Source organism: Streptomyces sp. NK15101 (assembly GCF_020400725.1).
Classification (GTDB): domain Bacteria; phylum Actinomycetota; class Actinomycetes; order Streptomycetales; family Streptomycetaceae; genus Streptomyces.
Genome location: NZ_JAINVG010000012.1, coordinates 123,010 through 145,645 on the forward strand (window position 1 = coordinate 123,010; position 22,636 = coordinate 145,645).

Sequence of the window (22,636 nt, forward strand, 5' to 3'; positions counted from 1 at the left end):
CGGTGCCGTGCCGAGTCTGCCGGAGGCCTCACCGCCGGGTGATCCGGACCCGGTACGTTCCCGCCCCGTCCTCGTCGAGGACGGTGATGCGGATGCCGTTGGCGTGGTCCGTGAAGGTCTCGCCGGGGCCGTACGGGGCGTCCGACAGTTCCGCGTGGACGTTGGCCCGGCGGGTGCAGCCGCCGCTGGCCCGGTCGCTGTCGGCCACGGTCACCGGGCCGTGGCCGGTGTCCACGTCGGACTCCACCCGGTAGACGAGGACGCCCTGCTCGCAGACGGCCTCGTCGTTGCCGTCCTTGCTGCGGACCTCGACGGCGTATCCGGAGGTGCCGGAGAGCGGGACGAAGGCGAGCTTGGGGCCTCCGGAGACCGCGAGCGGGGTGAGGCTGTAGTCCCCGGTCCCGGGCGTCGAGGCGCAGCTGACCTGGTCGTTGTCCAGCCAGCCCAGCTTCCACTTGTGCCAGCCGAGGAGGTCGTTGTTGGCGCCCCAGTCCTCGGACATGATGTCCCAGTGGCCGACGGCCCCGCCGCCGTCGGAGGTGTAGAGGTCGGGCAGACCGAAGACGTGGCCGTTCTCGTGGGGCAGGACGCGGTAGCCGGTCTCGGCGAAGCTGCCGGAGCCGTCGTCCTGGCGGCTGTAGACGAACGACGTGTTGGCGAGCGGCACGCCGTCGGCGTAGGGGGCGTCGTCGTTGCCGGAGAAGGTCACGGACAGGACGGTGTCGAGGGCGGAGGGCCCGGCGTTCGGCGTGACCAGGACGTTGACCAGGTCGTAGGTGCTGAAGTCCACCCGCGGGTCGGCGGTCTTCACGATGTCCTCGACGAGGGAGCGGTAGCCCGGCTCGTACGGTGAGCCGCGCTCTATGCCGTACGAGGAGAACGGCCGGGGCATCCGCAGCCAGTCGGGTATCGGAGCCTCGGCCTGGTAGTGCAGGCGCCCGTACGAGCTGGTGCGGAACCAGTCGGCGGTCTGCGGGAAGAACTCCCGGAAGCGACCCATCGCCGTGCCGTCCCCGGGTGCGTCCGAGAAGTCGATCATCAGGTTGAGGGCCCTGACGCGGCCCGTGGAGCGCACGTACCCGGGGGCGGTGGGCAGCCCCTCCGACATCTGCACGCCCATCGTGGTGGTGATGCGGCACGGTCCCAGCTGGGCGCCGGTCGGCGCGGCGGCGACGGGGCCGGCCGAGGCCGGGGCGGGCCCGGGGAGGGTGGTGCTCGCCGAGGCGAGCAGGGTGAGGGAGAGCGCCGTGGCCGCCGCCAGGGCGACGGGTCTGCGTATCCGTCGGCGGGGGTGCTGCATACGTCGCCTCTCCGGTGGGGGCAGGTCGGCGCCGCGTTCCCTTCCGCGGGTCCGCGCCGTGCGATCAGCCTGGGTCGCGGGGGCCGGATGCGCGCGCCGGGTGGCCCGATCGTGGGTATTCCGCCGGACCGGGGATTTGTGAGCCAGGTCACATGGAGGCCGGGAAATAACCGGGGGCTCGCTCCCCGTTTACGCCTGTGTCGAAGCAAGTGGGGATTCTTTCCCCGGATGAACCCCCAGATGACCGTGAGGAGGTCGTGGCGTGACCAGCGCCCCCGACACCGCGCCCGCCCGCCGTGTACCCCGCCCGCGGGCCGACGCCCTGCGCAACCGCGAGCGGATCGTGACGGCGGCCCGCGAGATGTTCGTAGAGTTCGGCTCCCAGGTGCCGTACGACGAGATCGCGCGCCGGGCCGGCGTCGGAAACGCCACCCTCTACCGGAACTTCCCCGAGCGCGCCGACCTCGTCCACGAGGTCGTCCTCTCGCTCATGGGCCGCGTCATCGAGGTCGCCGAGCGGGCCGCCGAGGCGGAGGGCGACACCTTCGCCGCCCTCCGCAGCTTCGTCCACGGCGCCGCCGACGAGCGCGTCGGGGCCCTGTGTCCGATGCTCGAGGGCACCTTCGACAAGGACCACCCCGACCTGATCGCCGAGCGCGACCGTCTGGGGGAGGTCGTCGAGGGCCTCATCGAGCGGGCCCAGCGGGCCGGCCGCCTCCGCGCCGACGTGGGCCTCGGGGACCTGATGGTGGCGCTCTCCCAGCTCACCCGCCCGCTGCCCGGATCGGGCTGCGCCTCCTTCGACCGGTTCGTCCACCGCCATCTGCAGATCTTCCTCGACGGCCTGGAGATGCCCGCCCGCTCCGAGCTGCCCGGAAAGGCCGCGACCCTGGAGGACCTGCGACGAGACTCCTGCTCGTCGTGACCTGACCCGACCCACGCCCCCGTCCTTACGCAACCCGCGCTTCTTTACGTCCTTTTTCACCAGTACGCGCCAAGAGGTGGCTACCCCCATGCCGAAAATCCCCGAGACGACCGCGGTCCAGGCCGACCCCGGCCGCTGGAAAGCCCTGATCTTCATCGCCCTCGCCCAGCTGATGGTCGTGCTCGACGCGACGATCGTGAACATCGCCCTGCCCTCCGCCCAGCAGGACCTGGGGATCTCGGACGGCAACCGGCAGTGGGTCATCACCGCCTATGCCCTCGCCTTCGGCGGTCTGCTCCTCTTCGGCGGCCGCATCGCCGACCTGTGGGGCCGCAAGCGGACCTTCGTCACCGGTCTGATCGGCTTCGCCGCCGCCTCCGCCCTCGGCGGGGCCGCGACCGGCGAGGCGATGATGCTCGGTGCCCGCGCGCTCCAGGGCGCCTTCGGCGCGCTCCTCGCGCCCGCCGCGCTCTCGCTGCTCGCCGTGACCTTCACCGACGCCAAGGAGCGCGCGAAGGCCTTCGGCATCTACGGCGCGATCGCCGGCGGCGGCGGCGCCGTGGGCCTGATCCTCGGCGGCTTCCTCACCGAGTACCTGAACTGGCGCTGGACCTTCTTCGTCAACATCCCGTTCGCCGTGGTCGCCGCCGTCGGCGCGTACCTCGTCGTCCGTGAGCCCGCGGGCGGCCGCAACCGCTCGCCGCTCGACATCCCCGGCGTGATCCTCTCCACCCTCGGCCTGGTCGCGCTCGTCTACGGCTTCACGCGCGCCGAGTCCGCGGGCTGGAGCGACGCCGGCACGATCGGCCTCTTCGTCGGCTCCGGCGTGCTGCTCGTCGCGTTCGTCGTCACCGAGTACCTGGTCAAGCACCCGCTGCTGCCGCTGCGCGTCGTGACCAACCGCAACCGCGGCGGCGTCTACCTGTCGCTGGGCCTCGCCGTCATCGCGATGTTCGGCCTGTTCCTCTTCCTGACGTACTACCTCCAGGTCGTGAAGGGGTACTCGCCGGTCAAGACGGGCTTCGCGTTCCTGCCGATGATCGCGGGCATGATCGTGGGCTCGACCCAGATCGGCACGCGCCTGATGACCCGCGTCCCGCCGCGGTTCCTGATGGCCCCGGGCTTCCTGACCGCCGGCGTCGGCATGCTGCTCCTCACCCAGCTGGAGATCGGCACCTCGTACGCCGGGCTGATCCTGCCCGCGCAGCTGCTCCTCGGCCTGGGCATGGGCACGGCGTTCATGCCGGCCATGTCGCTCGCGACGCTGGGCGTGGACCCGCGGGACGCCGGTGTGGCCTCCGCGATGGTCAACACCTCGCAGCAGGTCGGCGGCGCCATCGGCACGGCCCTGCTGAACACGATCGCCGCCTCGGCGACCACCGCCTACCTCGCCGACCACGCCGCCGGCGCGACCACCCCGGCCGCGCAGAAGCTGGTCCAGCTGCAGGGCATGGTCGAGGGGTACGCGGCGGCCATCTGGTGGGCGGTCGGCATCCTGGCCGTCTCGGCCACGATCGCCTTCGTGCTCATCAACACCGGGAAGCCGGAGACCGGCGTGGTCGCCGGGTCCGGCGAGCGCGCGGACGACGAGGTGAAGGTGCCGGTCATCGCGCACTGACGGCTGTCCCGCCCCGCACGTAAGGGCGCGTAAGGGCACGTAAGGGTCTGCCCCGGCTCCGCTGCACGGCGGAGCCGGGGCAGACCCGTCTCTCGGTTCCGGTTCGTTGCCGGTTCCGGTGCGGTGCCGCTGTGCTGTCGCTGCCGTTGCCCCTCCGGGCCGGTGTCGGCCCCGTTCCGGTTCCGGGTGTTCAGCGGAGCCAGGGCAGGTCCGCGTTCGCGTCCGTCGGTTCGAGGCCCTCGGCCATGACGCGCATGATCACGCCGAGCTGCTCCACCTGCTCGGAGGAGAGTCGGTCGAACATGGCCTGACGGACGGCCGCCACGTGCCCGGGCGCGTTCCGCCGGAGGACCTGCATGCCCTCGTCCGTCAGCTGGGCGAACTGCCCGCGCTTGTCGGAGGGGCAGTCCTCGCGCCGTACCCAGCCGTTCTTCTCCAGGCGGGCGATCGCGTGGGAGAGCCGGGAGCGGGTGATCTTGGCGCTCCGGGCCAGCTCGGTCATCCGCAGCCGGCGGCGCGGAGCCTGGGAGAGCTGGACGAGGAGCCCGTAGTAGACGTGCGGCATCCCGGCGTCGCGCTGCAACTGGCGGTCGAGGTGGTCCTCCAGGAGCGTGGTGGCGTGCAGGTACGCGCGCCAGACGCGCTGCTCCTCGTCGGTCAGCCAGCGGGGTTCGGTCATGTCTCCCATGGTTCCCATCGTACGACCCGTCCTTGAAAGTTGAACTATGTAGGTTTACGCTGAAGCCAAAGCTTGAAGTTTCAAGATTGGAGGCCGTCATGGACGCCACGCAGGAACGGATGCCCGCCCTCTACCTGTCCCACGGCGCTCCGCCGCTCGCCGACGACCCGGTCTGGCCCGGCGAGCTCGCCGCCTGGTCCGCCGGCCTGCCGCGCCCCGAGGCGATCCTCATGGTCTCCGCCCACTGGGAGGAGGCCCCGCTCGCGCTCGGCGCCACCGAGACCGTCCCCCTCGTCTACGACTTCTGGGGCTTCCCCGAGCACTACTACCGCGTCCAGTACGCCGCCCCCGGCGCCCCGCGGCTCGCCGAGGCCGTCCGCAAGCTGCTCCGCGCGCCCGGCACGCCCGTGCAGGACATCCCCGACCGCGGGCTCGACCACGGCGCGTACGTGCCGCTCGTCGAGATGTTCCCCGGCGCCGACGTCCCCGTCCTCCAGATCTCCATGCCCACCCTCGACCCGCGCCGGCTCATGGACATCGGGCGCAAGCTCGCCCCGCTGCGCGACGAGGGCGTCCTGATCGTCGGCAGCGGCTTCTTCACCCACAACCTCGCCGCCCTCCGCCACACCGGCCCCGGCGTTCCCGGCTGGTCCGCCGAGTTCGACGCCTGGGGCAGCGAGGCGCTCGCCGCGCACGACGTCGACTCCCTCCTGGACTTCGAGCACAAGTCGCCCGCCGGCCGCCTCGCCCACCCCCGTACGGAGCACTTCGCCCCGCTCTTCGTCACCATGGGCGCGGCGGACGCGGCCGGCGACCTCGACGCGGAGCGCTCGGTGATCGACGGCTTCTGGATGGGGCTCGCCAAGCGGTCCGTCCAGTTCGGCTGATCCGCCGATCCGCTACAGGACGGGCGGGTTGAGGGCGGTCGAGCGGACGGCGGCGGCCAGCGCCAGCGGGTCGCCCACGTCGAGCGCCGTGTCCGTGAACTTGATCGTGTGGTCGTCGCCGTGGGCCGCCGCCCGCTCGAAGACCTCCTCGGCGGTGAGGCCCGTCCTCTCGTACGGGGCGGCCTCGCGCGGCGTGTAGGCCGCCGTCACCGCGGCCGCCGCCGTCCAGGCCGCCGCCACGCTCGGCGCCCACAGCTCGCGGGGCAGCGCGGGCAGGGCCCGCAGGACCGCGTTCGGCGCGGTCGCCGCGTGCACCAGCATGACCGGCTCGCCATGGCCGTGGGACGCGTACCGGTGCGTCGCCGCCGTCACCAGCTCGACGAGCAGCGCCTTGGCCGTGTCGGGGTCCGGGGCCCCGCCCCACACCGGGAACGCCGTCAGCTGCGCCAGCCGGGCCCGGATCCCGCCGTCCTGCTCCGGAACCGGCGGCACGGCGTCGAGCGCGGCCGCCGCGGAAGGCGCCGGGGCCAGCGGGGCGAGCGGCGGGAGCGGCTGGTGGCGGGCCGCCCAGTAGCCGAGGGCGTGCGCCAGCTCGGCGCGGCGCGGCGCCGTCTCCTCCCCGCTCAGGAGGGTCCGTACGGCGTGACCGGTACGGATCACCGGATGCGTCGCCCCGCCCGCGATGCCCGGCAGCAGCCGGGGCCACCACTCGGCGAGGACCGACCGCCACGGCCGGTCCGCCAGCTCGCGGTCGAAGAACCGGGTCCAGTCGGTGATCCGGGCCGGGTCGCCGAGCGCCTCCCGCCAGCCGTCCGCCGTGACCGGGAGGTGCGCCGGCGGCAGCTCCTCCAGCTTCGGCGCGTAATGGTCGAGCCAGCGGTGGACGGACGGGGCCTGGCCGTGGCGGACCAGGGCCTCGACGGCCATGGGCGCGTGGTTGGTGAGCCATCCGTTGCGCTCGGGACCCGTGGTGTGGAGCCGTTCGAGCGCCTCGTCGAGGGTGCCGGTGGTGTCGGTCATGGGGGCGACGCTAGGCCGGGCGGCGGCGCGGCGGAACGGTCCCGGGGCCTAGGACCCGTCTTAGGTCCCGGTTCCGGGGGCAACCGTTGATCAGGACACGGCGTCTGAAGGGATGGCGCCGCATGTGATCGCGGTCTCACCGACGGCGTGGTCGTGGGCCCCGCGAGGGGCGCCGTTTCACCCTCTCTGCCCGGTCTGACCTGCACCTCCGTGGGTGTCCGTGGGATGCCCACGGGGGTGGTGGCCGCGCAGGATACTGCATGATCGCGAAAATCCATGCGCCGGGTGGGAATTCTGTCCTGATTCCAGTCGTTGTTTCCGTCGGATGCAGGGCACCCGGAAGGGTGTCGCGACCTACTCAGCAAGGGAGCACGCATGGCAACCCGTGCCGTCGCCCGTCGTCAGACCTCCGCCCAGAGCGGGGCCGCACGGGCAAGCAGCGTTCGCGCCGTGGGCGGGGAGATCGCCGACCGCGACCTGGTCGGCATGTACCTCGACGAGATCGCGCGCACGCCCCTGCTCGACGCCGCCAAGGAGGTCGAGCTCTCCCAGACGATCGAGGCGGGCGTCTACGCCCAGGAGATACTCGACGGAGAGGTGGAGAGCGAGGCCGGCGGGGCGACCCGCGAGGAGCTCGAAGCGCTGGTCGCCGAGGGCGAGCGGGCCAAGGACCTCTTCATCAAGTCCAACCTGCGGCTCGTGGTGGCCGTCGCCCGGCGCTACCCGCGCAGCGGGCTGCCGCTGCTCGACCTGATCCAGGAGGGGAACGCGGGCCTGGTGCGCGCGGTCGAGAAGTTCGACTACGCGAAGGGCTTCAAGTTCTCCACCTACGCCACGTGGTGGATCCGCCAGGCCATCACCCGGTCCATCGCCGACCAGTCCCGGACCATCCGGCTCCCCGTCCACCTGGTGGAGGAGCTCGGCCGGATCCGGCGGGTCCAGCGCGAGTTCAACCGGGAGCACGGCCGCGAGCCGGAGCCCGCGGAGATCGCGGAGGAGCTCGGCTCGACGGCCGAGCGCGTCACCGACGTCCTGGACTGGGCGCGGGACCCGGTCTCGCTGAACATGTCGGTGGACGACGAGGGCGAGACCCAGTTCGGCGACCTCCTCGAGGACACCTCGGCGATCTCCCCCGAGCAGTCGGTCCTCACGCTGCTGCGCAGCGAGGAGCTCGACGACCTCATCGACAAGCTCGACCACCGGACGGCGTCGATCATCCGCATGCGGTACGGCATCGAGGACGGCCGCGAGCGGACGCTGACGGAGGTCGGCAAGGAGCACGGACTGACCCGCGAGCGGATCCGCCAGATCGAGAAGCACGCGCTGCTGGAACTGAAGAAGATGGCGCGGGACACGGGCTTCGACGCGGTGGCCTAGAGCGGCCGGCGCAGGAGGGGGCATGCCCGGCGGGGCGGTGCCCCCGCTCCGGCCCCGCCCCTGTGGGGCCCGCGCCTTGTGGGGCGGTGCCCCGCGCCCCGCCCGTGCGGGCGCGCCCCTGCTGGGCGGTGCCCCGGCCCACCCGCCGTGTGGGGCCCGCGCCCGGCGGGGCGGTGCCCCGGCCCCCGCCCGTGTGGGCAGTCGTCCCGCAGGGCGGGACGGGTGGGCACACGGGACGGCGCCCTCCAGCGGCGCTTCCGCGTTCCGGGCCTGGACCCGCACCACCAGGGAGCTGTGCACGGGGTGCGGGTTCAGGCGCGTGAGCCTCGGGCGCTGGCAAGGGGCGCCGTTCCGTTGTGCCCACCCGTTCCGCCCCTTGCGGAACGTCTGCCCACAACGGGGTGGGCGCCGCCCCGGTGGAACGGCTGCCCACAACGGGGGCACCGCCCCGCGGCGGTCAGGGGGTCGTCGCCGAGGCGAGTCTCGTCGACAGGTCCCGCACGTACGTGATCAGGGACTCCGGCCCGTGGACCGTGAAGTCGACGTCCATCAGCGCGAGCCGCAGGGCCAGCCATTCCACCGAGTCGACCACGCGCGCCCGCAGCCGGCAGCGGTCCGGGCCCGTCGCCACCGGCACCAGGTGGGACGGCAGGCGCGCCACGACGAACTCGGCCGGCGCGGCGAACGACACGTCGAGGTCGACCTCGCCCTGAGCCCGTGCCATGGAGCGGGCCATGTAGGTCGCGGCGTCGCCCGAGGGCAGCTCGCGCGGGGTGAAGCGCGCGCCCGTCGCGAGCGGTTCGCTCACCCGGTCCACCCGGAAGGTCCGCCAGTCCTCGCGCCCCAGGTCGTACGCGACGAGGTACCAGCGCCGCCCGGTCGACACCAGCCGGTACGGTTCCACGAGCCGCTTCGTCTCCGTGCCGTCCCCCGCCCGGTAGCCGAACCGCAGCCGCTCGTGCCCCGTGGCCGTGCTCGCGAGCGTGGTCAGGGTGGCCGGGGTGACGGTGGCGCCGTCGCCGCGGGTCAGCGGGATCGTGGCGTTCTGGAGGACGGAGACCCGGTGCCGGAGCCGCGCGGGCAGCACCTGCTCCAGCTTCGCCAGGGCCCGTACGGACGCCTCCTCGACGCCTTCGATGGCGTGCCCGGCCCCGGCGCGCAGGCCGACGGCGATGGCGACGGCCTCCTCGTCGTCGAGGAGCAGCGGCGGCATGGCCGTACCGGCGACCAGGCGGTAGCCGCCGACGGCGCCCATGGTCGCCTCGACCGGGTAGCCGAGGTCGCGGAGACGGTCGATGTCCCGGCGGATGGTGCGCGGGGAGACCGAGAGCCGTTCGGCGAGCTCGCTTCCGGGCCACTCGCGCGGGGTCTGGAGGAGCGAGAGCAGATTCAGGAGTCGTGCCGGGGTGTCCGTCATGTCTTCCAGGATGCGGTCCATCTAGGACATGGGCTGACCTACATGACTTCTATCTTCTTCGTATGAGTTCACACGACGCCGCCACCGAAGCGGCCGAGGCGGGCGACAGGCGGCGCTGGATCGCCCTCGCCATCGTCATGACCGCCGCCTTCATGGACCTGGTCGACGCCACGATCGTCAACATCGCGATCCCCAGCATCGAGAAGGACCTCGGGGCCTCGTTCGGGGCCATCCAGTGGATCACCGCCGGGTACGCGCTCGCGTTCGCCGCCGGTCTGATCACCGGCGGGCGGCTCGGGGACATCTACGGCCGCAAGCGCCTCTTCCTCCTCGGCACCGCCGGCTTCACCCTCGCCTCGGCGCTGTGCGGCTTCGCCGCCAACCAGGAGATGCTGGTCGGCTCCCGCCTGCTCCAGGGCGCGGCGGCCGCGATGATGGTGCCGCAGGTCCTGTCGATCATCCACGTCACCTTCCCGGCGCACGAGCGCGGCAAGGTCTTCGGGATGTTCGGCGCGATCATCGGCCTCGGCGCGGTCTCGGGCCCGCTGCTGGGCGCGCTGCTCACCCAGTGGAACATCGCGGGCCTGGAGTGGCGCCCGATCTTCCTGATCAACCTGCCGGTCGGCGTCGCGGCCCTGATCCTGGGCCGGAAGTTCATCACCGAGTCGAAGGCGCCGAAGGCGCTCAGGCTCGACATGGTCGGCGTGCTCCTGGTGACGACCGCGCTGCTGATGCTGGTCTACCCGCTGACGCGCGGCCGTGAGCTGGACTGGCCGCTGTGGGGCCACCTGATGATGGCCGGCAGCCTGCTCGTCTTCGGCGCGCTCGTGGCGTACGAGAAGTACAAGACGCGGAAGGACGGTTCGCCGCTCGTCGAGCTGTCGCTGTTCAGGGTGAAGAGCTTCGCGGCCGGCATCGCGGTGCAGCTGACCTTCGGTGTCGTGCTCGGCATCTTCTTCCTGGTCTGGACGCTCTACATGCAGATCGGGCTCGGCTGGACCCCGCTGAAGGCGGGTCTGACCGGGGTGCCGTTCTCGATCTCGGTCTCGGTGGCCGCCGGCATGTCCGTGCAGAAGCTGGTGCCGCGCTTCGGCCGGAAGGTGCTCCAGGCGGGCGCGCTGACGATGATCGCCGGCATCCTGCTCTACTTCTTCGAGGCCGGGCGGTACGGGGCCGGGATCCATCCCTGGCAGATGATCCCGCCGCTGGTGGTCATGGGCCTCGGCATGGGCCTGATCGTGGCGCCGCTGACGGACGCGGTGCTGTCCGAGGTGCCGAAGGAGCACGCCGGCTCGGCCTCGGGTCTGATCAACACGACCGGGCAGATGGGCAACGCGCTCGGACTCGGCCTGGTGTCGGTGGTCTTCTTCGGGGCGATCGACGACGAGCGGCTCGCCAAGGCCCCGGCCGAGGTGGGACCGGCCTTCGTGAACGCCTTCCAGAACTCCCTGGGCTGGGCGGCCGGTGTGCTCGCCGTGATCTTCCTGGTGATGTTCGCTCTGCCGGCGAAGCCGAAGCAGCACCTGGAGGGCGGCGGCGACGACGTCGAGGCCGTCGTCCCGGAGACCGAGAAGGAGCCGGCGCTCACGCACTGACGTGCCGGTCGCGGAAGGACCCCGAGGGGCGGTGCGCGGTGAGCGCACCGCCCCTCGGCGGCATCAGGTCACTTCTCCGCCTTCGCGGCGTGGTTCGCCTTGCCGGAGTCGGCATGCTTCCCCAGGAACCTGTTGGTGCTGTTCGCCGGCGGCTGGAGGCCGGTGGGCGGTGGCGTCAGCAGGATCCAGCGGCCCCGGGGGTAGTCGGGGCTCATGGGGTCGGTGGTGACGGTGGCGCAGTTGAGCGTGCTCGGCGAACCCGGTACCACCACGCACCGGAACTCGTACACCTGACCGCCGGTGGTGAGCACCTGGACCGAGAGGTTGTTGTTCTGCTCGGCGATGGAGACCGAGCACGTGCCGGCCGGGGCTCCGGGGAGGGCGGTCCAGACGAAGTTCGTGGGCGGCGGGGGCGTCAGGTCCCGGATGCCCACGGCCACCGCGCCGTTGTTGGTGGCGGCCTTGTACTCCCGGCTGGCCTCGTCCCGCTCGGCGTCGATGTCGTTGCACACGGCCGGTCCGGGCGGTCCAGGAGGTCCGGGCGGCCCGGGAGGTCCGGCCGGGCCGCCGTGGGCGTCGCAGCCGCCGTATCCGTCATCGGCCAGGACGGCCCGGCCGAGCACCCCGTGGCCCATCGCCTGCCGCATCTGCCCGTCGATGTACGCCCCGATGTCGTCCACGTCGTACGGGAGACGACCGTCCTCGTGGTGCGGGGGGCCGTCCGGGCAGTCGTCGGTCATCGGGACGGCGGAAGTCGGGGCGGTGGACCGGCCAGGGGCCTCCGCCACGGCGGCCGGGCCCGTCATGCCCGTCAGGACGAGGGCGAGCGAGGCGACGGCCCCGCCGGAGAGCCAGGCGCGACGCCGGGCGAGCGGACCCAGGGAGGACCTGGTCCTGGGATCAGGACGCATTCATCTACTCCTTCAACAACCCGATCGAGGGACGTGGCGCAAGCGTGTTCGGCTTGCCTCCAGGTCATCGGGTCGCCGTCGCGACATCTTGAGGATCCTGAGGAGCAATCAACTCCACGGCCTACGGGTGACGTCGAATGGGCGCGTACGCGGGAGCGAACCCCGGGACGCCGTCAGGAGTGTCGTACGGGGGTGACGGAGGCCTGATCGTGCGGTTCCCGGTCCTGCGGTCACCCGGACCGACCCGCCGGAAGCGGTGTTGCCGTGGAGCCGTCGATCTGCCTCTGCGCGATCGGGAGCCGTCCGACGGCAGGACGAGGCCGCCGCCCCCGCCCTCGCCCCCGGAGGGACGGAACGGGGCCGGCGGCCCTTTGCCGGGGAGTGCGGCCGTCAGCGGACGCGGGAGCGGGACTCCATCGCGCCGCGGGCCGCGTGCTCGTCCTCGTACACCTCGCACATGTGCCGGCCGTCCGGCGTCGCCGTGTGCTCGACCTCCCAGAGGCTGACCTCGCTGCCGTCGAGCAGCAGGAACTGGTGCTCGTAGAGGGTGAAGCCGGCGTCCCGGCCGCCCTCCACCGCGCAGTGGCGCCCGAAGGCCTGCGTGATGTGGTGCGCGAAGGCCAACCGGAGACGGCGGGCCGTCCGCTCGCCCGGCCGGTCCGCGTTCTCCGCGCGGCGCAGGACACGGCGCGCATGGTCGGCGGAGTTGTCCGGCACGTACATCCGGGGCTGGGCGGGTATCGGGCGGGCGAGCAGGGCGCTCAGCAGCTCCAGGTCGTCGTCCTCGTCGCGGAGGCGGCGGTCGGAGCGCTCCGCCGGCCGGCCCGGCAGGGCCCCCGTCGGGAGACGGGAGGCGGCGAGCCGCGCCTCCGACTCCTCCGTGTACAGCTCGTGCTGCTCGGTGCCGTCCCGGCCGGCGTTGTGCACGAGCTCCCAGAGGCTGAGCGCGCTGCCGTCGGCGAGCAGGTAGGTGTGGCGGTGGGTCGTGCGGTGCAGCGACGCGCTGTGGTGCGAGGAGTGCAGCACGCTGGAGTGGGCGAGCGCCGTGCCGAGGCGCTCGACGGTCGAGTCGGGCAGGTCGAAGGAGTTGAGCGCCCGGCCGAGGAGCCGCTCAAGGTGCGTCTCGGTCGTCTCGTACGGATCGTGAGGATCCTGCGGATCGTTCAAGAGGGTCTCCAGGCCGTCGCCGCATGTCACTTGGTGCTTGCTTAACGTAGTCCCTGGGTCTGACATCTGGTCCGGGGTTCCGGAAAACGAAGGGCTCTCCCGGGAAGTTCCCGCCCCTTTTCTCCAACTCCCCTGGTATTACCGGGAGTACGCGTCCGCGACCGGTCCGTACAGCTCGCGGTACGAGGGGAAGTCGCCGCCCGGGCCGCGCAGCCCGCCGGGGGCCGCGAGGACCGCGCGGACGACCGCCCGGGTCACCAGGTCGGCGCCGGCCGCCAGGATCTCGTTCAGGGCGAGCGGACCCGGCCCCTCCGGCAGCTCCCGCGCCCCGGTGGCGAGCGCGAAGACCGTGTCCCCGTCGTTCATCAGGTGCACCGGACGCACCGCGCGCGCGATGCCGTCGTGCGCGGTGCCCGCGACCTTCTGCGCCTGGGCCCGGGTCAGCGCCGCGTCCGTCGCGACGACGGCGAGCGTGGTGTTCAGCGGCGGAGGGGCGGACGCCTTCCGCGCCTCCGCGAGCCGCCGCCGGGCCGCCTCGTGGACCGGGGGCTCCGGGAAGACGAGCCGGCCCGCCGTGAAGTAGCAGCCGTACGGGACGCCGTTCGCCGGGTCGACGACCGAGCCCACCGCGTTCACCACCACGAGCGCGCCGACCGTGATCCCCGACTCCAGGACGGTGCTCGCCGTCCCCACCCCGCCCCGCAGACCGCCGGCCACGGCTCCGGTGCCCGCGCCGACCGCGCCCGTCTCCACGCGCGCGTGGTCCCCGCTCGCGTCGGCCGCCTCCGCCGCCGCCCGGCCCGTCGCCGCGTCCGGCCGGGCCGTGAAGTCGCCGCCCCGGCCCAGGTCGAAGACGCACGCGGCGGGCACCACCGGCACCACGTGGGACGGGTCGGGGCCCACCCGCACGCCCCGGTTCCGCTCCGCCAGCCAGGCCATCACCCCGGCGGCCGCGTCCAGGCCGTACGCGCTGCCGCCCGTCAGGACGACCGCGTCGATCCGCTGGACCACGTTCCGCGGGTCCAGGGCGTCCGTCTCCCGCGTGCCCGGCCCGCCGCCCCGGACGTCCACGGCGGCCACGGCCCCTCCCTCCGGCGCCAGGACCACCGTGGTGCCGCTCAGCGCCCCTGGGCCGGCCACGCGCGCGTGCCCCACGCGCAGCCCGCTCACATCGGTGATCCCGTCCTGACCGTCCGTCTCCTCGGGGAGTGTCATGGCCCCTGCCTACCACGAGACTTGGCTCCCCGCGGCCCGGCTCAGCGCTTGGGGCCGAGGTAGGTGCCGCCCGAGGCGTCGAGCACGGTCCCGGTGATCCAGCGGCCGTCCTCCGGACCCGTCAGGCCGCCGTCGCGCGCGTGCGGGGGTTGCGGGCGGTCAGGGTGACCCCGACGGCGACCGTGGCCGCCGCGACGAGGCCGGCCGCGAGGACCGCCCAGCGGCCCGCGAACGAGCACATCAGGATCGCGAACGACGCCACCGGCAGGACCAGTTGCTGGGCGATGCCGACCTTGAAGTAGCGGGCGTGCAGCAGCCACACCGACAGCAGGAACACGGCCGTCGGGATCGTCACGGCGGCGGAGGCGGCGAGCGTGGAGATGTGGGCCTTGCCCACGGCCTGCTCGACGGCGATCTCCAGGCCGGCCCCGACGGCGGCGGCCGACGCGAAGATCACGTAGTGGCCGTAGCCCCACAGGAAGCCCTGGCGGCTGGAGGTCAGCCGGTCGTGGGCGGGCACGACGAAGTAGATCCACCAGGCGGCGAAGACCAGCAGCAGACCGCCCGCGGCGATCGGCAGCACCTCGCCGAGGGCGTCGTTCTCGGCGATGCCCGTCTTCACGGCGACGGTCGCCGCGGCGACGGTCTCGCCGAGCACGATGATGGTGAACAGGCCGTACCGCTCGGCGATGTGGTGCGGGTGCCAGCTGCTGGGGTCGTCCTTCTCCGCGTACACCGGCACGGCCATCTCGGCGAGCGCCATGACCAGGAAGACCCACGGGCGGGCCGGCTCGGGTGCGAGGAGCAGCGCGAGCCAGCCGACCTGGACGGCGAGGACCCCGCCCGCGTACCGGTGGCACATCGTCCGCTCGGCCGGGGCGGTGGCGTGGTGGGCGGCGCGCATCCACTGCGTGGCCATGGCGAGCCGCATCACGAGGTAGCCGAGGTAGACGACGAGGAAGTCGTGGTCGGCGAAGGCGCGCGAGACGCCGGCGGCGAGGACGAGCACACCGGCGATCTGGACGAGGGTGACGACCCGGTAGAGGACGTCGTCGTTGTCGTAGGCCGAGGCGAACCAGGAGAAGTTCATCCAGGCCCACCAGATCGCGAAGAAGATCATCGCGTAGTTGAGGATGCCCTCGCCGGCGTGGCCTTCGGCGATCGCGTGCACGAGCTCGGCGCCCGCCTGGGCGACGGCCACGACGAAGCACAGGTCGAAGAAGAGCTCCAGGGGCGTGGCGGCCCGGTGCGACTCCTCGCGGGAGCGAGCGGTGAGGGGCAGGAACGGTTGTGTCATGGCCCCAGCACACCAGAGCGTGCGGCGGGCCCGCTCGCATGGCGCGCGTCCGGCCCGGCAGGACCTCCCTGCGACCCGGCGGCGGCAGGACCTGTGCCCGGTCGGCCGGCGACCATCGGCACTTCGGCCGGCGACCATCGGCACTGACGTGCCTCCGGGCCCGGGACGCGGCCTGGAGGGGCAAGGAAGGCCCCGAAACATCAGGGAAGCGCCATGAGTTCCGTAGTCCAGGACAGCGGAACCACGGGCGGAGACGTACCCGCCCCGGCCGCTTCACCGCCCTGTCGACGGCCGTTCTCGTGGTGCCGCTGATCTGGCTCGGCGTCACCATCCAGGACCCGGCGACCCCGTACGGCGTGATGGTCGCCATCGCCGCCCTCTGCGGCATCGGCGGCGCGAACTTCGCCTCCTCCCTCGCCGACATCGGCTTCTTCTTCCCGAAGGCGAGGAAGGGCGGTGCGACCGGCGTCAACGGCGGTCTCGGCAACGTGTCCCGCGTGGACATCCTGCCCTTCCGCAAGCTCGGTGAAGCGAAGTGGCGATCACTCGCCAAGCCGTTCACCCCGCACGGCACGCCGTCCCCGACCCCCGGGCAGCTCGCCTCGGCCCGCCATGCGTTCGCGGCCCACGGGCTGCGTGTCGTCTGACCGACCCCTCACCCCCGGGTCACCCCCGGAGTGGTCAAAACAGGACCAATGGGGGCATACGGCTTTACCGTGGCCGCGTGACCGAGCCACCGCAGACAGCCGAGCCGACCTCCGCGTCCGGCCCCGCCCACGCCCCCGCCCCGGCCCCTGCACCCGGCGTCACGGCGGCCGGCGGCCCCGCGCCCCGGACCCCCGCCGCCGTGCGCCGCCGCGCCGCCCTCGCCGGCGCCGTCGTCTCCGCCCTGCTGATCCTCGCGATCGTCTTCGGCAGCCGCCTGCTCCGCGACTTCGACTCGGCCCTCCTGCCCTACGCCGTGGCCACCGTCTTCCTCGCCTTCGGCGTCGCCTACCGCTACACGGTCTGGATCTCCGCGCCCGGTGCCCGCCGCCTCTTCCGGCAGGGCTGGCGCTCCTTCTTCTCCGCCTCGAACTTCCGCAGGGCGCCCACCGCCCTGCCGAAGATGATCGCCACCTACCTCGGCTTCCAGAAGTTCCTCGGAGCCCGCTCGCACGCCCGCTGGGCCGCCCACCAGCTCATCTTCTGGGGCTGTCTGCTGGCGGCGGCGATCACCTTCCCGCTCACCTGGGGCTGGTTCACCTTCACCTCCGCCACCGGCTCGGGCCCCGGCTACGAGATGCGGATCTGGGGCTTCAAGATCATCGGATTCGACGCGCTCGACGCCGTCGGCTGGCTCATGTTCCACGGCCTGGACATCGCCGCCGTCCTCGTCATCGCCGGCGCCTCCTACTTCCTCCGGCGCCGCATGAAGGACCGGGGCGCCGTCACCGGCCAGCGCTTCGCCTACGACCTGGTGCCGCTGATCGCCCTCGTCGTCATCTCGGTGACCGGGCTGCTGCTGACCTTCTCGTCGATCTTCCTGCACGGCGGCGGCTACGAGTTCCTCGCCGTCCTCCACATGGTGTCCGTCGTCTTCACCCTGATCTACATCCCCTTCGGGAAGTTCTTCCACATCGTCCAGCGGCCCGCCGCCGTCGGCATGCAGCTCTTCAAGTACACCTCCCGCCGCAAGGACGACGACGGGGTCCTCACGTGCCGCCGCTGCCGCGAGCCCGTCGACACCACCCCGTACGTGGACAACCTGCGGGGCACCATGCGCGACCTCGACCTCGGCTTCGACGAGTGGGCCGAGTACTGCCCCCGCTGCAAGCGGGTCCTGCGCGGCACCGCCTACCTCGACCACGTGAAGAAGGGCTTCAAGTGACCGCGACCGACCCCGCGACCACCCCCGGCCGGCCGCTGCCGCTCGACCCCTCCCTCGCCCCGCCCGGCAGCCGGGAGTTCCGCGACGCCGGAGGCCTCCCCGCCGACCGCTGGCACGCCGACCAGAACGACGAGACCCTCGTCCCCACCCACTGCTGCTTCTGCGGCGTCCAGTGCGGCATGTACCTCCGCGTCGACCACCACGGCAAGGTCTTCGGCGTCGAGCCCCGCAACCACGACATCAACCGGATGCGGCTCTGCCCCAAGGGCATCAACGCCTACCAGCAGGTCAACCACCCCGACCGGCTCACCGCCCCCCTCATGCGCCGCAATCGCGACGAGGAGTTCCGCGAGGTCGGCTGGGAGGAGGCCCTCGACTTCACCGTCGCCGAGATCCGCCGCATCCAGGGCGAGTACGGCAACGACTCCTTCGGGCTCCTCGGCGGCGCCAGCCTCTTCTCCGAGAAGACCTACCTCGTCGGCAAGTTCGCCCGCGTCGCCCTCAAGTCCCGGCACGTCGACTACAACGGCCGCCTCTGCATGGTCTCCGCCGCCGGAGCCAACAAGCTCGCCTTCGGCATCGACCGCGCCGGCAACCCCTTCTCCGACATCCTCCGCACCGACTGCCTGCTCATCGCGGGCTCCAACGTCGGCGAGTGCTTCCCCGTCATGACCCAGTACCTGTGGGGGGCCCGCGACCGCGGCGCCACCCTCATCGTCGTCGACCCCCGCGAGACGGCGATCGCGCGCACCGCCGACGTCCACGTCGCCCTCAGGCCCGGCACCGACTCGGCCTTCTTCAACGCCGTCCTGAACGTCGTCGTCGCCGAAGGCCTCACCGACGAGGCCTACCTCGCCGCCCACACCACCGGCTGGGACGAGGTCAGGAAGACCGTCGCCGACTACCCGCCCTCCCGCTCGGCCGAGATCTGCGGCGTCCCCGAGGAGCAGATCGTCCGGGTCGCCCGCATGTTCGCCGGCGCCGGCAAGGCCATGGCCTGGCACGCCCGCGGCGTCGAGCACCACTCCCAGGGCGTCGAGAACTGCCTCAGCATCATCAACCTGTGCGTCGCCACCGGGAACATCGGCAGGCCCGGCGCCGGCTACGGCACCATCACCGGCCAGGGCAACGGCCAGGGCGGCCGCGAACACGGCCAGAAGTCCGACCTCCTCCCCGGCGGCCGCTCCATCACCAACCCCGAGCACCGCCGCCAGATCTGCGAGATCTGGGGCATCGGCGAGACCGAACTCCCGCCCGCCGGCACCTCCATGATGGAGATGGTCTGGCAGATGCAGCGGAGGGAGATCCGCGGCCTCGTCGGCATCTGCAACAACCCCTTCGTCTCCCTCCCGAACTACGCCACCGTCAAGGCCGGATACGACACCCTCGAGTTCCACGCCCAGTTCGACTTCTTCCTCTCCGAGACCGCCGCCAACGCCCACGTCGTCTTCCCCGTCACCGTGTGGGCCGAGGACGAGGGCGTCATGGCCAACGCCGAGGCCCGGGTCGTCAAGCACAACAAGGCCCAGGAACCGCCGGCCGGCGTCCGCACCGACACCTGGGTCATCTGCGAACTGGCCAGGCGGCTCGGCGCCGGCGACAAGTTCGCCTTCCCCGACTCCCGCTCCGTCTTCGAGGAGCTCCGCATCGCCTCCGCCGGAACCGTCAACGACTACTACGGCATCACGTACGAGCGCCTGGAGGAGACCGGGGGCATCGCCTGGCCCTGCCCGACCACCGAGCACCCCGGCACCCCCCGCCTCTTCGAGGACGGCCGCACCTACCACCCCGACGGCAAGGTCCACCTGCAGGTCGTCGAATGGCACCCGCCCATGGACCCGTACAGCGAGGAGTACCCCCTCTCGCTCACCACCGGCCGCACCGTCGCCCACTTCCTCTCCGGCAACCAGACCCGCCGCCTCGGCGCCCTCGTCGAGCAGACCCCCCGCCCCTGGGTCGAGGTCCATCCCTCGCACGGCTTCCGCAACGGCGACCCCGTCCGCGTCGTCACCCGCCGAGGCAGCGAGGTCTTCCCCGCGCTCGTCACCGAGGCCATCCGCCCCGACACCGTCTTCGTGCCGTACCACTGGCCCGTCCCCACGGCGGCGAACGCCCTCACCGTCGACGCCCTCGACCCGCGCTCCAAGATCCCGGAGTACAAGGTGTGCGCCGCCCGCATCGAGGCCGCCGAACGCGTCGACGAGGTCCCCGCCCCGCCCACCGCCCCCGGCCGGCAGGCCTACCCGGAGACCCAGGTCTCCCGCACCGACCCGCTGCCCCCCACCTCCCCCCAGGGCCGCGGCACCGCGGAGAGGAGCTGACCCGCACATGATGGGCCGCACGATCTTCATCGACCCGGGCCGCTGCATCGGCTGCCAGGCCTGCGTCTCCGCCTGCCGCGAATGCGACTCGCACCGCGGCAAGTCGATGATCCACCTCGACTACCCCGACGAGGGCCGCTCCGTCGCCTCCCTCCCCACCGTCTGCATGCACTGCGAGGACCCCGTCGCCCCCTGCGCCGAGGTCTGCCCCGCCGACGCGATCCTCGTCACCGCGGACGGCGTCGTGCAGCAGGCCGACACCACCCGCTGCATCGGCTGCGCCAACTGCGTCAACGCCTGCCCGTTCGGCGTCCCCAAGATCGACCTCCAGGCGAAGCTCCAGATGAAGTGCAACCTCTGCTACGACCGCACCGCCTACGGCCTCGCCCCCATGTGCGCCACCGTCTGCCCCACCGGCGCCCTCTTCTACGGAACCCTCGACGAGCTCCGCGCCGAGCGCCCCGGCGTCCAGGTCGCCGACTCCTTCGCCTTCGGCACCACCACCGTCTCCACCGGAGTGGCGATGGTCGTCCCCGCCGACAAGGTCCAGTGGCCGGTGCCCGGCGGCCTCCCCGTCGTCGAGATCAATGGAAGGGATGTCCGTTGAGCGTCACCGACCCCGAGCTGCCCGCACCGGGCGTCCGCGCCGACGCGGCCCAGGAAGCGCTCCACGACCGGATCGCCGCCGACTCCCTCACCACCCGCCGCGACTACCTGCGGATCGTCGCCACCGTCTCCGGGGGCCTCGCCGCCGGCGGCATCGGTGTCGCCTCCGGCATCCTGCACCGGCACGGCGACGGCGAGGGCGTCCCCCCGCTCAAGAAGATCGCCGACCGGATCGAACCGGGCGAGTCCCTCGCCTTCCGCTACCCCGGCGACGAGGACCGGGCGATCGCCGTCCGCATGGAGGACGGCACCCTCGCCGGCTACTCCGCCGTCTGCACCCACCTCGCCTGCGCCGTGCTCTGGCGCAAGGAACGGGGGAGCGAGGGCGAGCTGTACTGCCCCTGCCACGAGGGGATCTTCGACGCCCGTACGGGAGAGGTCACCGCCGGCCCGCCCCCGCGGGGCCTGCCGAAGGTGATCCTGGTCGAGCAGCCGGACGGCTCCGTCTGGGCCGTCGGCACCGCCCGCTCCGGCGAGAGCCTCCAGGAGGGCTACTGCCGCGAGCGCGGCGCGGGCGGCCCCCTCTGCGCCCGGCTGGAGGCCACGGCGCCGAAGACGCCCGGCCGGCCCGGGGGAAGTGAGCGGACATGACCGAGAGCGCGTTCCCCCGGGACCCCGGGGCCCCGGAACCGGCGGCGTCCCCGCCCCCGCCCGCGTACACCCCCGGCAGCGCGCAGCCGCGCCTGAACCGGCCCGTCCACGAGCGCTATCCCCAGATCCGGCCCACCAGCGGCTACGGCGACCCCCGGATCCGGCACACCGGGCCGGGCCCCGGGGCGGGGACGGAACAGGAGCCGGAACGCTCCTCGAAGCTCTCGGCCCGCCTCTCGCTGGCGCTCACGGTCGTCATCGGCCAGCTGTGGGGTCTGACGGTCGTGGTGGACGAGTGGATGGCGGGCGACACCGGCACCGCCTGGTGGGGTGCGGGCTTCCTCGTCCTGTCGTTCCTGGCGGTGCTGGGCCTCTGGCTGATCGACCCGAAAGACCGCTGATCAGGGGGGTGCGGGACGGGTGAGCGGGCGTACCCTGAAGAGATGAGCACCGCCCCCGCCCACGGCCCGCGAGACGCGAAGCGCACCGGCACCGATCCCGAGAACACTCCGAAGCCGGTCCTCGTCTTCGCCGATCCGCTGGACCAGCAATCCGCGGACGACACGGACCGTGGGTGGGGCGAGCGGCCTCCCTCCGGCGGTGACAGTGCCGCCGACCTCGCGCGCTTCCTCGACGAGAAGCCGCCGCACCACCTCTGAAACCGGCGTACCGCGCCGGTCAGGAGGTGGAGTGCGCCCCCGTGGTCCCACCACCGGCGGCCGCGGAGCCCGGCGTCGTGTTGTTCACGTGCGGGCCGCGCTGGGCGACCAGGTGGTCGCGGATCTCCTTGAGCACCTCCAGCTCGCTGACCTCCAGGGTCTCCTGGACGCCCTCCTTCGCCTTCTCGTGCGCGGCGCGCTTGGCGAGGATCTTGGCCATCGGCAGGACCATCAGGAAGTAGACGACGGCCGCCGTGATCAGGAAGCTCAGCACCGCGCTGAGGACCAGGCCCCACTGGATCTGGATGCCCTGCATCTCGCCGTCGACCACCCGGCAGGGGGCCTTGAGGCAGGACGAGTAGCCTTCCAGGTCCTTCGTGCCGAAGGCGCCCACGAGCGGGTTGATGATTCCCTTGACCACCGAGTTCACGATGTTCGTGAAGGCGGCACCGATGACGACCGCCACCGCCAGGTCGATCACGTTGCCACGCATCAGGAAGGCCTTGAAGCCTCCCAGCAAACTTTCCTTCTTCTCGGCCACCGGGGTGCCTTTCGTCGCATGTGATGTCATGTGTGATGTCACGTGTGATGCCGCGTGTACCGCTGTGTGCGGAGCCATTAGGCCGCGAACGGCGCGAGGGCGTCCAATCCGTACACACGGGACGGTGACTTGACAGCGAGTCAGTGCGAATCACCACACCGTCACCGCCAGCAGGGACGTGACGCCGGCACCCGCCAGCGTCGCCGCCGTCGACCGCGGCACGGACAGGACGACGAGCGCCCCTCCGCCCGGCGGCGCCCCTTCCTCCGGCGGCACCCCTCCCTCCGGCCGGGTCGCGTCCGGCCGTGGAACCTCGGCCACCCGGGCGCCCGTGGCGACCACCCGGGCCCCGGCCTCCCCGGCCGGCGGCGAGTGGGGCGCGGCGATCACGTCGACCCGGTCGCCGGGCCGCAGCAGCCGTACGGTCGCGGCGTCGGCGATCCGCACCGGCGCGGACACCAGGGGCACGGCGGCGGGCGGCCGCGCACGGGCGGCGGCCGCCCGCGGGGGCTCCTCGCGCGAAGGCCCCGGCCCCACGGGCGCGCTGGCCGTCGCGCACACGGGGCCGGTCGCGCACGTG

Annotated in this window: 22 protein-coding genes; 12 read left to right on the plus strand and 10 right to left on the minus strand. The window is 72.6% G+C overall.

The genetic code is table 11. The annotated features are described in order from the left end of the window. Window positions 1-28: 28 nt before the first annotated feature. A complete protein-coding gene (locus K7G60_RS09865) occupies window positions 29-1,300 on the minus strand; it encodes a M6 family metalloprotease domain-containing protein (protein ID WP_225800427.1) in 1,272 nt (423 codons plus the stop codon). Between the two features lie 262 nt (window positions 1,301-1,562). Here K7G60_RS09865 and K7G60_RS09870 point away from each other — a divergent pair, with 262 nt between their 5' ends. Continuing rightward, a complete protein-coding gene (locus K7G60_RS09870; RefSeq protein WP_225800428.1) occupies window positions 1,563-2,225 on the plus strand; it encodes a TetR/AcrR family transcriptional regulator in 663 nt (220 codons plus the stop codon). Between the two features lie 88 nt (window positions 2,226-2,313). Further along, window positions 2,314-3,843: an MFS transporter gene (locus K7G60_RS09875; RefSeq protein ID WP_225800429.1), complete on the plus strand. Its 1,530-nt coding sequence runs from the start codon at window positions 2,314-2,316 to the stop codon at window positions 3,841-3,843. Between the two features lie 190 nt (window positions 3,844-4,033). On the opposite strand, the gene K7G60_RS09880 is transcribed toward K7G60_RS09875, so the two are convergent. Further along, the gene (locus K7G60_RS09880; RefSeq protein ID WP_225800430.1) at window positions 4,034-4,540 is read right to left on the minus strand and encodes a MarR family winged helix-turn-helix transcriptional regulator; all 507 of its coding nucleotides are present in this window, start codon (window positions 4,538-4,540) and stop codon (window positions 4,034-4,036) included. An 80-nt stretch (window positions 4,541-4,620) separates the two neighbouring features. On the opposite strand from K7G60_RS09880, the gene K7G60_RS09885 reads away from it, so the two are divergent. Further along, window positions 4,621-5,409: a dioxygenase gene (locus K7G60_RS09885; RefSeq protein ID WP_225800431.1), complete on the plus strand. Its 789-nt coding sequence runs from the start codon at window positions 4,621-4,623 to the stop codon at window positions 5,407-5,409. Window positions 5,410-5,421: 12 nt separating this feature from the next. Here the strand turns inward: K7G60_RS09885 and K7G60_RS09890 are convergent, their stop codons facing one another. After that, the gene (locus tag K7G60_RS09890; RefSeq protein ID WP_225800432.1) at window positions 5,422-6,429 is read right to left on the minus strand and encodes a questin oxidase family protein; all 1,008 of its coding nucleotides are present in this window, start codon (window positions 6,427-6,429) and stop codon (window positions 5,422-5,424) included. Window positions 6,430-6,804: 375 nt separating this feature from the next. Between K7G60_RS09890 and K7G60_RS09895 the strand changes: the two genes are divergently transcribed. Then, entirely contained in the window at window positions 6,805-7,806 is a 1,002-nt protein-coding gene (locus tag K7G60_RS09895) for a sigma-70 family RNA polymerase sigma factor (protein WP_225800433.1), read from the plus strand. Window positions 7,807-8,263: 457 nt separating this feature from the next. Here K7G60_RS09895 and K7G60_RS09900 read toward each other — a convergent pair whose 3' ends face one another. Continuing rightward, a complete protein-coding gene (locus K7G60_RS09900) occupies window positions 8,264-9,223 on the minus strand; it encodes a YafY family protein (RefSeq protein ID WP_225800434.1) in 960 nt (319 codons plus the stop codon). A gap of 62 nt (window positions 9,224-9,285) precedes the next feature. On the opposite strand from K7G60_RS09900, the gene K7G60_RS09905 reads away from it, so the two are divergent. Next, a complete protein-coding gene (locus tag K7G60_RS09905; protein WP_225800435.1) occupies window positions 9,286-10,818 on the plus strand; it encodes an MFS transporter in 1,533 nt (510 codons plus the stop codon). 68 nt (window positions 10,819-10,886) lie between these two features. Here K7G60_RS09905 and K7G60_RS09910 read toward each other — a convergent pair whose 3' ends face one another. The 4 genes from K7G60_RS09910 to K7G60_RS09925 all read right to left on the minus strand — a co-directional run bounded on the left by K7G60_RS09910 (window position 10,887) and on the right by K7G60_RS09925 (window position 15,408). Further along, on the minus strand, window positions 10,887-11,729 hold the full coding sequence (locus tag K7G60_RS09910) for a hypothetical protein (RefSeq protein WP_225800436.1): 843 nt from the start codon (window positions 11,727-11,729) through the stop codon (window positions 10,887-10,889). 390 nt (window positions 11,730-12,119) lie between these two features. Beyond that, window positions 12,120-12,962: a DUF6227 family protein gene (locus tag K7G60_RS09915; protein ID WP_225800437.1), complete on the minus strand. Its 843-nt coding sequence runs from the start codon at window positions 12,960-12,962 to the stop codon at window positions 12,120-12,122. Between the two features lie 72 nt (window positions 12,963-13,034). Next, the gene (locus tag K7G60_RS09920) at window positions 13,035-14,111 is read right to left on the minus strand and encodes a P1 family peptidase (RefSeq protein WP_225800438.1); all 1,077 of its coding nucleotides are present in this window, start codon (window positions 14,109-14,111) and stop codon (window positions 13,035-13,037) included. Between the two features lie 121 nt (window positions 14,112-14,232). Then, window positions 14,233-15,408: a low temperature requirement protein A gene (locus tag K7G60_RS09925; RefSeq protein ID WP_225800439.1), complete on the minus strand. Its 1,176-nt coding sequence runs from the start codon at window positions 15,406-15,408 to the stop codon at window positions 14,233-14,235. 299 nt (window positions 15,409-15,707) lie between these two features. On the opposite strand from K7G60_RS09925, the gene K7G60_RS09930 reads away from it, so the two are divergent. The 7 genes from K7G60_RS09930 to K7G60_RS09960 all read left to right on the plus strand — a co-directional run bounded on the left by K7G60_RS09930 (window position 15,708) and on the right by K7G60_RS09960 (window position 21,515). Further along, entirely contained in the window at window positions 15,708-16,055 is a 348-nt protein-coding gene (locus K7G60_RS09930) for a hypothetical protein (RefSeq protein WP_225800440.1), read from the plus strand. Window positions 16,056-16,132: 77 nt separating this feature from the next. Next, window positions 16,133-17,278, plus strand: coding sequence for an MFS transporter (locus K7G60_RS09935; protein WP_225800441.1), 1,146 nt, complete (start codon window positions 16,133-16,135; stop codon window positions 17,276-17,278). Further along, the gene (locus K7G60_RS09940; protein ID WP_225800442.1) at window positions 17,275-19,599 is read left to right on the plus strand and encodes a molybdopterin oxidoreductase family protein; all 2,325 of its coding nucleotides are present in this window, start codon (window positions 17,275-17,277) and stop codon (window positions 19,597-19,599) included. The genes K7G60_RS09935 and K7G60_RS09940 overlap by 4 nt, the downstream gene beginning before the upstream one ends. Window positions 19,600-19,606: 7 nt before the next feature. Further along, entirely contained in the window at window positions 19,607-20,206 is a 600-nt protein-coding gene (locus tag K7G60_RS09945) for a 4Fe-4S dicluster domain-containing protein (RefSeq protein ID WP_225800443.1), read from the plus strand. Continuing rightward, the gene (locus K7G60_RS09950) at window positions 20,203-20,856 is read left to right on the plus strand and encodes a ubiquinol-cytochrome c reductase iron-sulfur subunit (protein WP_225800444.1); all 654 of its coding nucleotides are present in this window, start codon (window positions 20,203-20,205) and stop codon (window positions 20,854-20,856) included. The genes K7G60_RS09945 and K7G60_RS09950 overlap by 4 nt, the downstream gene beginning before the upstream one ends. Next, window positions 20,853-21,257, plus strand: coding sequence for a hypothetical protein (locus K7G60_RS09955; protein ID WP_225800445.1), 405 nt, complete (start codon window positions 20,853-20,855; stop codon window positions 21,255-21,257). Before K7G60_RS09950 ends, K7G60_RS09955 begins: the two co-directional genes overlap by 4 nt. 42 nt (window positions 21,258-21,299) lie before the next feature. Continuing rightward, window positions 21,300-21,515, plus strand: a complete 216-nt coding sequence (locus K7G60_RS09960) for a hypothetical protein (RefSeq protein WP_225800446.1) — start codon at window positions 21,300-21,302, stop codon at window positions 21,513-21,515. A 19-nt stretch (window positions 21,516-21,534) separates the two neighbouring features. On the opposite strand, the gene mscL is transcribed toward K7G60_RS09960, so the two are convergent. Next, window positions 21,535-22,056, minus strand: a complete 522-nt coding sequence (gene mscL / locus K7G60_RS09965; RefSeq protein ID WP_225800447.1) for a large conductance mechanosensitive channel protein MscL — start codon at window positions 22,054-22,056, stop codon at window positions 21,535-21,537. A 150-nt stretch (window positions 22,057-22,206) separates the two neighbouring features. Continuing rightward, window positions 22,207-22,617 carry a hypothetical protein gene (locus K7G60_RS09970; protein ID WP_308080608.1) on the minus strand — a complete coding sequence of 137 codons (411 nt, stop codon included), beginning with the start codon at window positions 22,615-22,617 and terminating at the stop codon, window positions 22,207-22,209. Between the last annotated feature and the right edge of the window lie 19 nt (window positions 22,618-22,636).

Excerpts from the sequence above, each read along its gene's own strand:
- K7G60_RS09865 (WP_225800427.1), bottom strand. The coding sequence starts at position 1,300 with ATGCAGCACCCCCGCCGACGGATACGCAGACCCGTCGCCCTGGCGGCG.
- K7G60_RS09875 (WP_225800429.1), top strand. The coding sequence starts at position 2,314 with ATGCCGAAAATCCCCGAGACGACCGCGGTCCAGGCCGACCCCGGCCGC.
- K7G60_RS09880 (WP_225800430.1), bottom strand. The coding sequence starts at position 4,540 with ATGGGAACCATGGGAGACATGACCGAACCCCGCTGGCTGACCGACGAG.
- K7G60_RS09885 (WP_225800431.1), top strand. The coding sequence starts at position 4,621 with ATGGACGCCACGCAGGAACGGATGCCCGCCCTCTACCTGTCCCACGGC.
- K7G60_RS09890 (WP_225800432.1), bottom strand. The coding sequence starts at position 6,429 with ATGACCGACACCACCGGCACCCTCGACGAGGCGCTCGAACGGCTCCAC.
- K7G60_RS09895 (WP_225800433.1), top strand. The coding sequence starts at position 6,805 with ATGGCAACCCGTGCCGTCGCCCGTCGTCAGACCTCCGCCCAGAGCGGG.
- K7G60_RS09900 (WP_225800434.1), bottom strand. The coding sequence starts at position 9,223 with ATGACGGACACCCCGGCACGACTCCTGAATCTGCTCTCGCTCCTCCAG.
- K7G60_RS09905 (WP_225800435.1), top strand. The coding sequence starts at position 9,286 with ATGAGTTCACACGACGCCGCCACCGAAGCGGCCGAGGCGGGCGACAGG.
- K7G60_RS09910 (WP_225800436.1), bottom strand. The coding sequence starts at position 11,729 with ATGCGTCCTGATCCCAGGACCAGGTCCTCCCTGGGTCCGCTCGCCCGG.
- K7G60_RS09915 (WP_225800437.1), bottom strand. The coding sequence starts at position 12,962 with ATGTCAGACCCAGGGACTACGTTAAGCAAGCACCAAGTGACATGCGGC.
- K7G60_RS09920 (WP_225800438.1), bottom strand. The coding sequence starts at position 14,111 with ATGACACTCCCCGAGGAGACGGACGGTCAGGACGGGATCACCGATGTG.
- K7G60_RS09925 (WP_225800439.1), bottom strand. The coding sequence starts at position 15,408 with ATGACACAACCGTTCCTGCCCCTCACCGCTCGCTCCCGCGAGGAGTCG.
- K7G60_RS09945 (WP_225800443.1), top strand. The coding sequence starts at position 19,607 with ATGATGGGCCGCACGATCTTCATCGACCCGGGCCGCTGCATCGGCTGC.
- K7G60_RS09955 (WP_225800445.1), top strand. The coding sequence starts at position 20,853 with ATGACCGAGAGCGCGTTCCCCCGGGACCCCGGGGCCCCGGAACCGGCG.
- K7G60_RS09960 (WP_225800446.1), top strand. The coding sequence starts at position 21,300 with ATGAGCACCGCCCCCGCCCACGGCCCGCGAGACGCGAAGCGCACCGGC.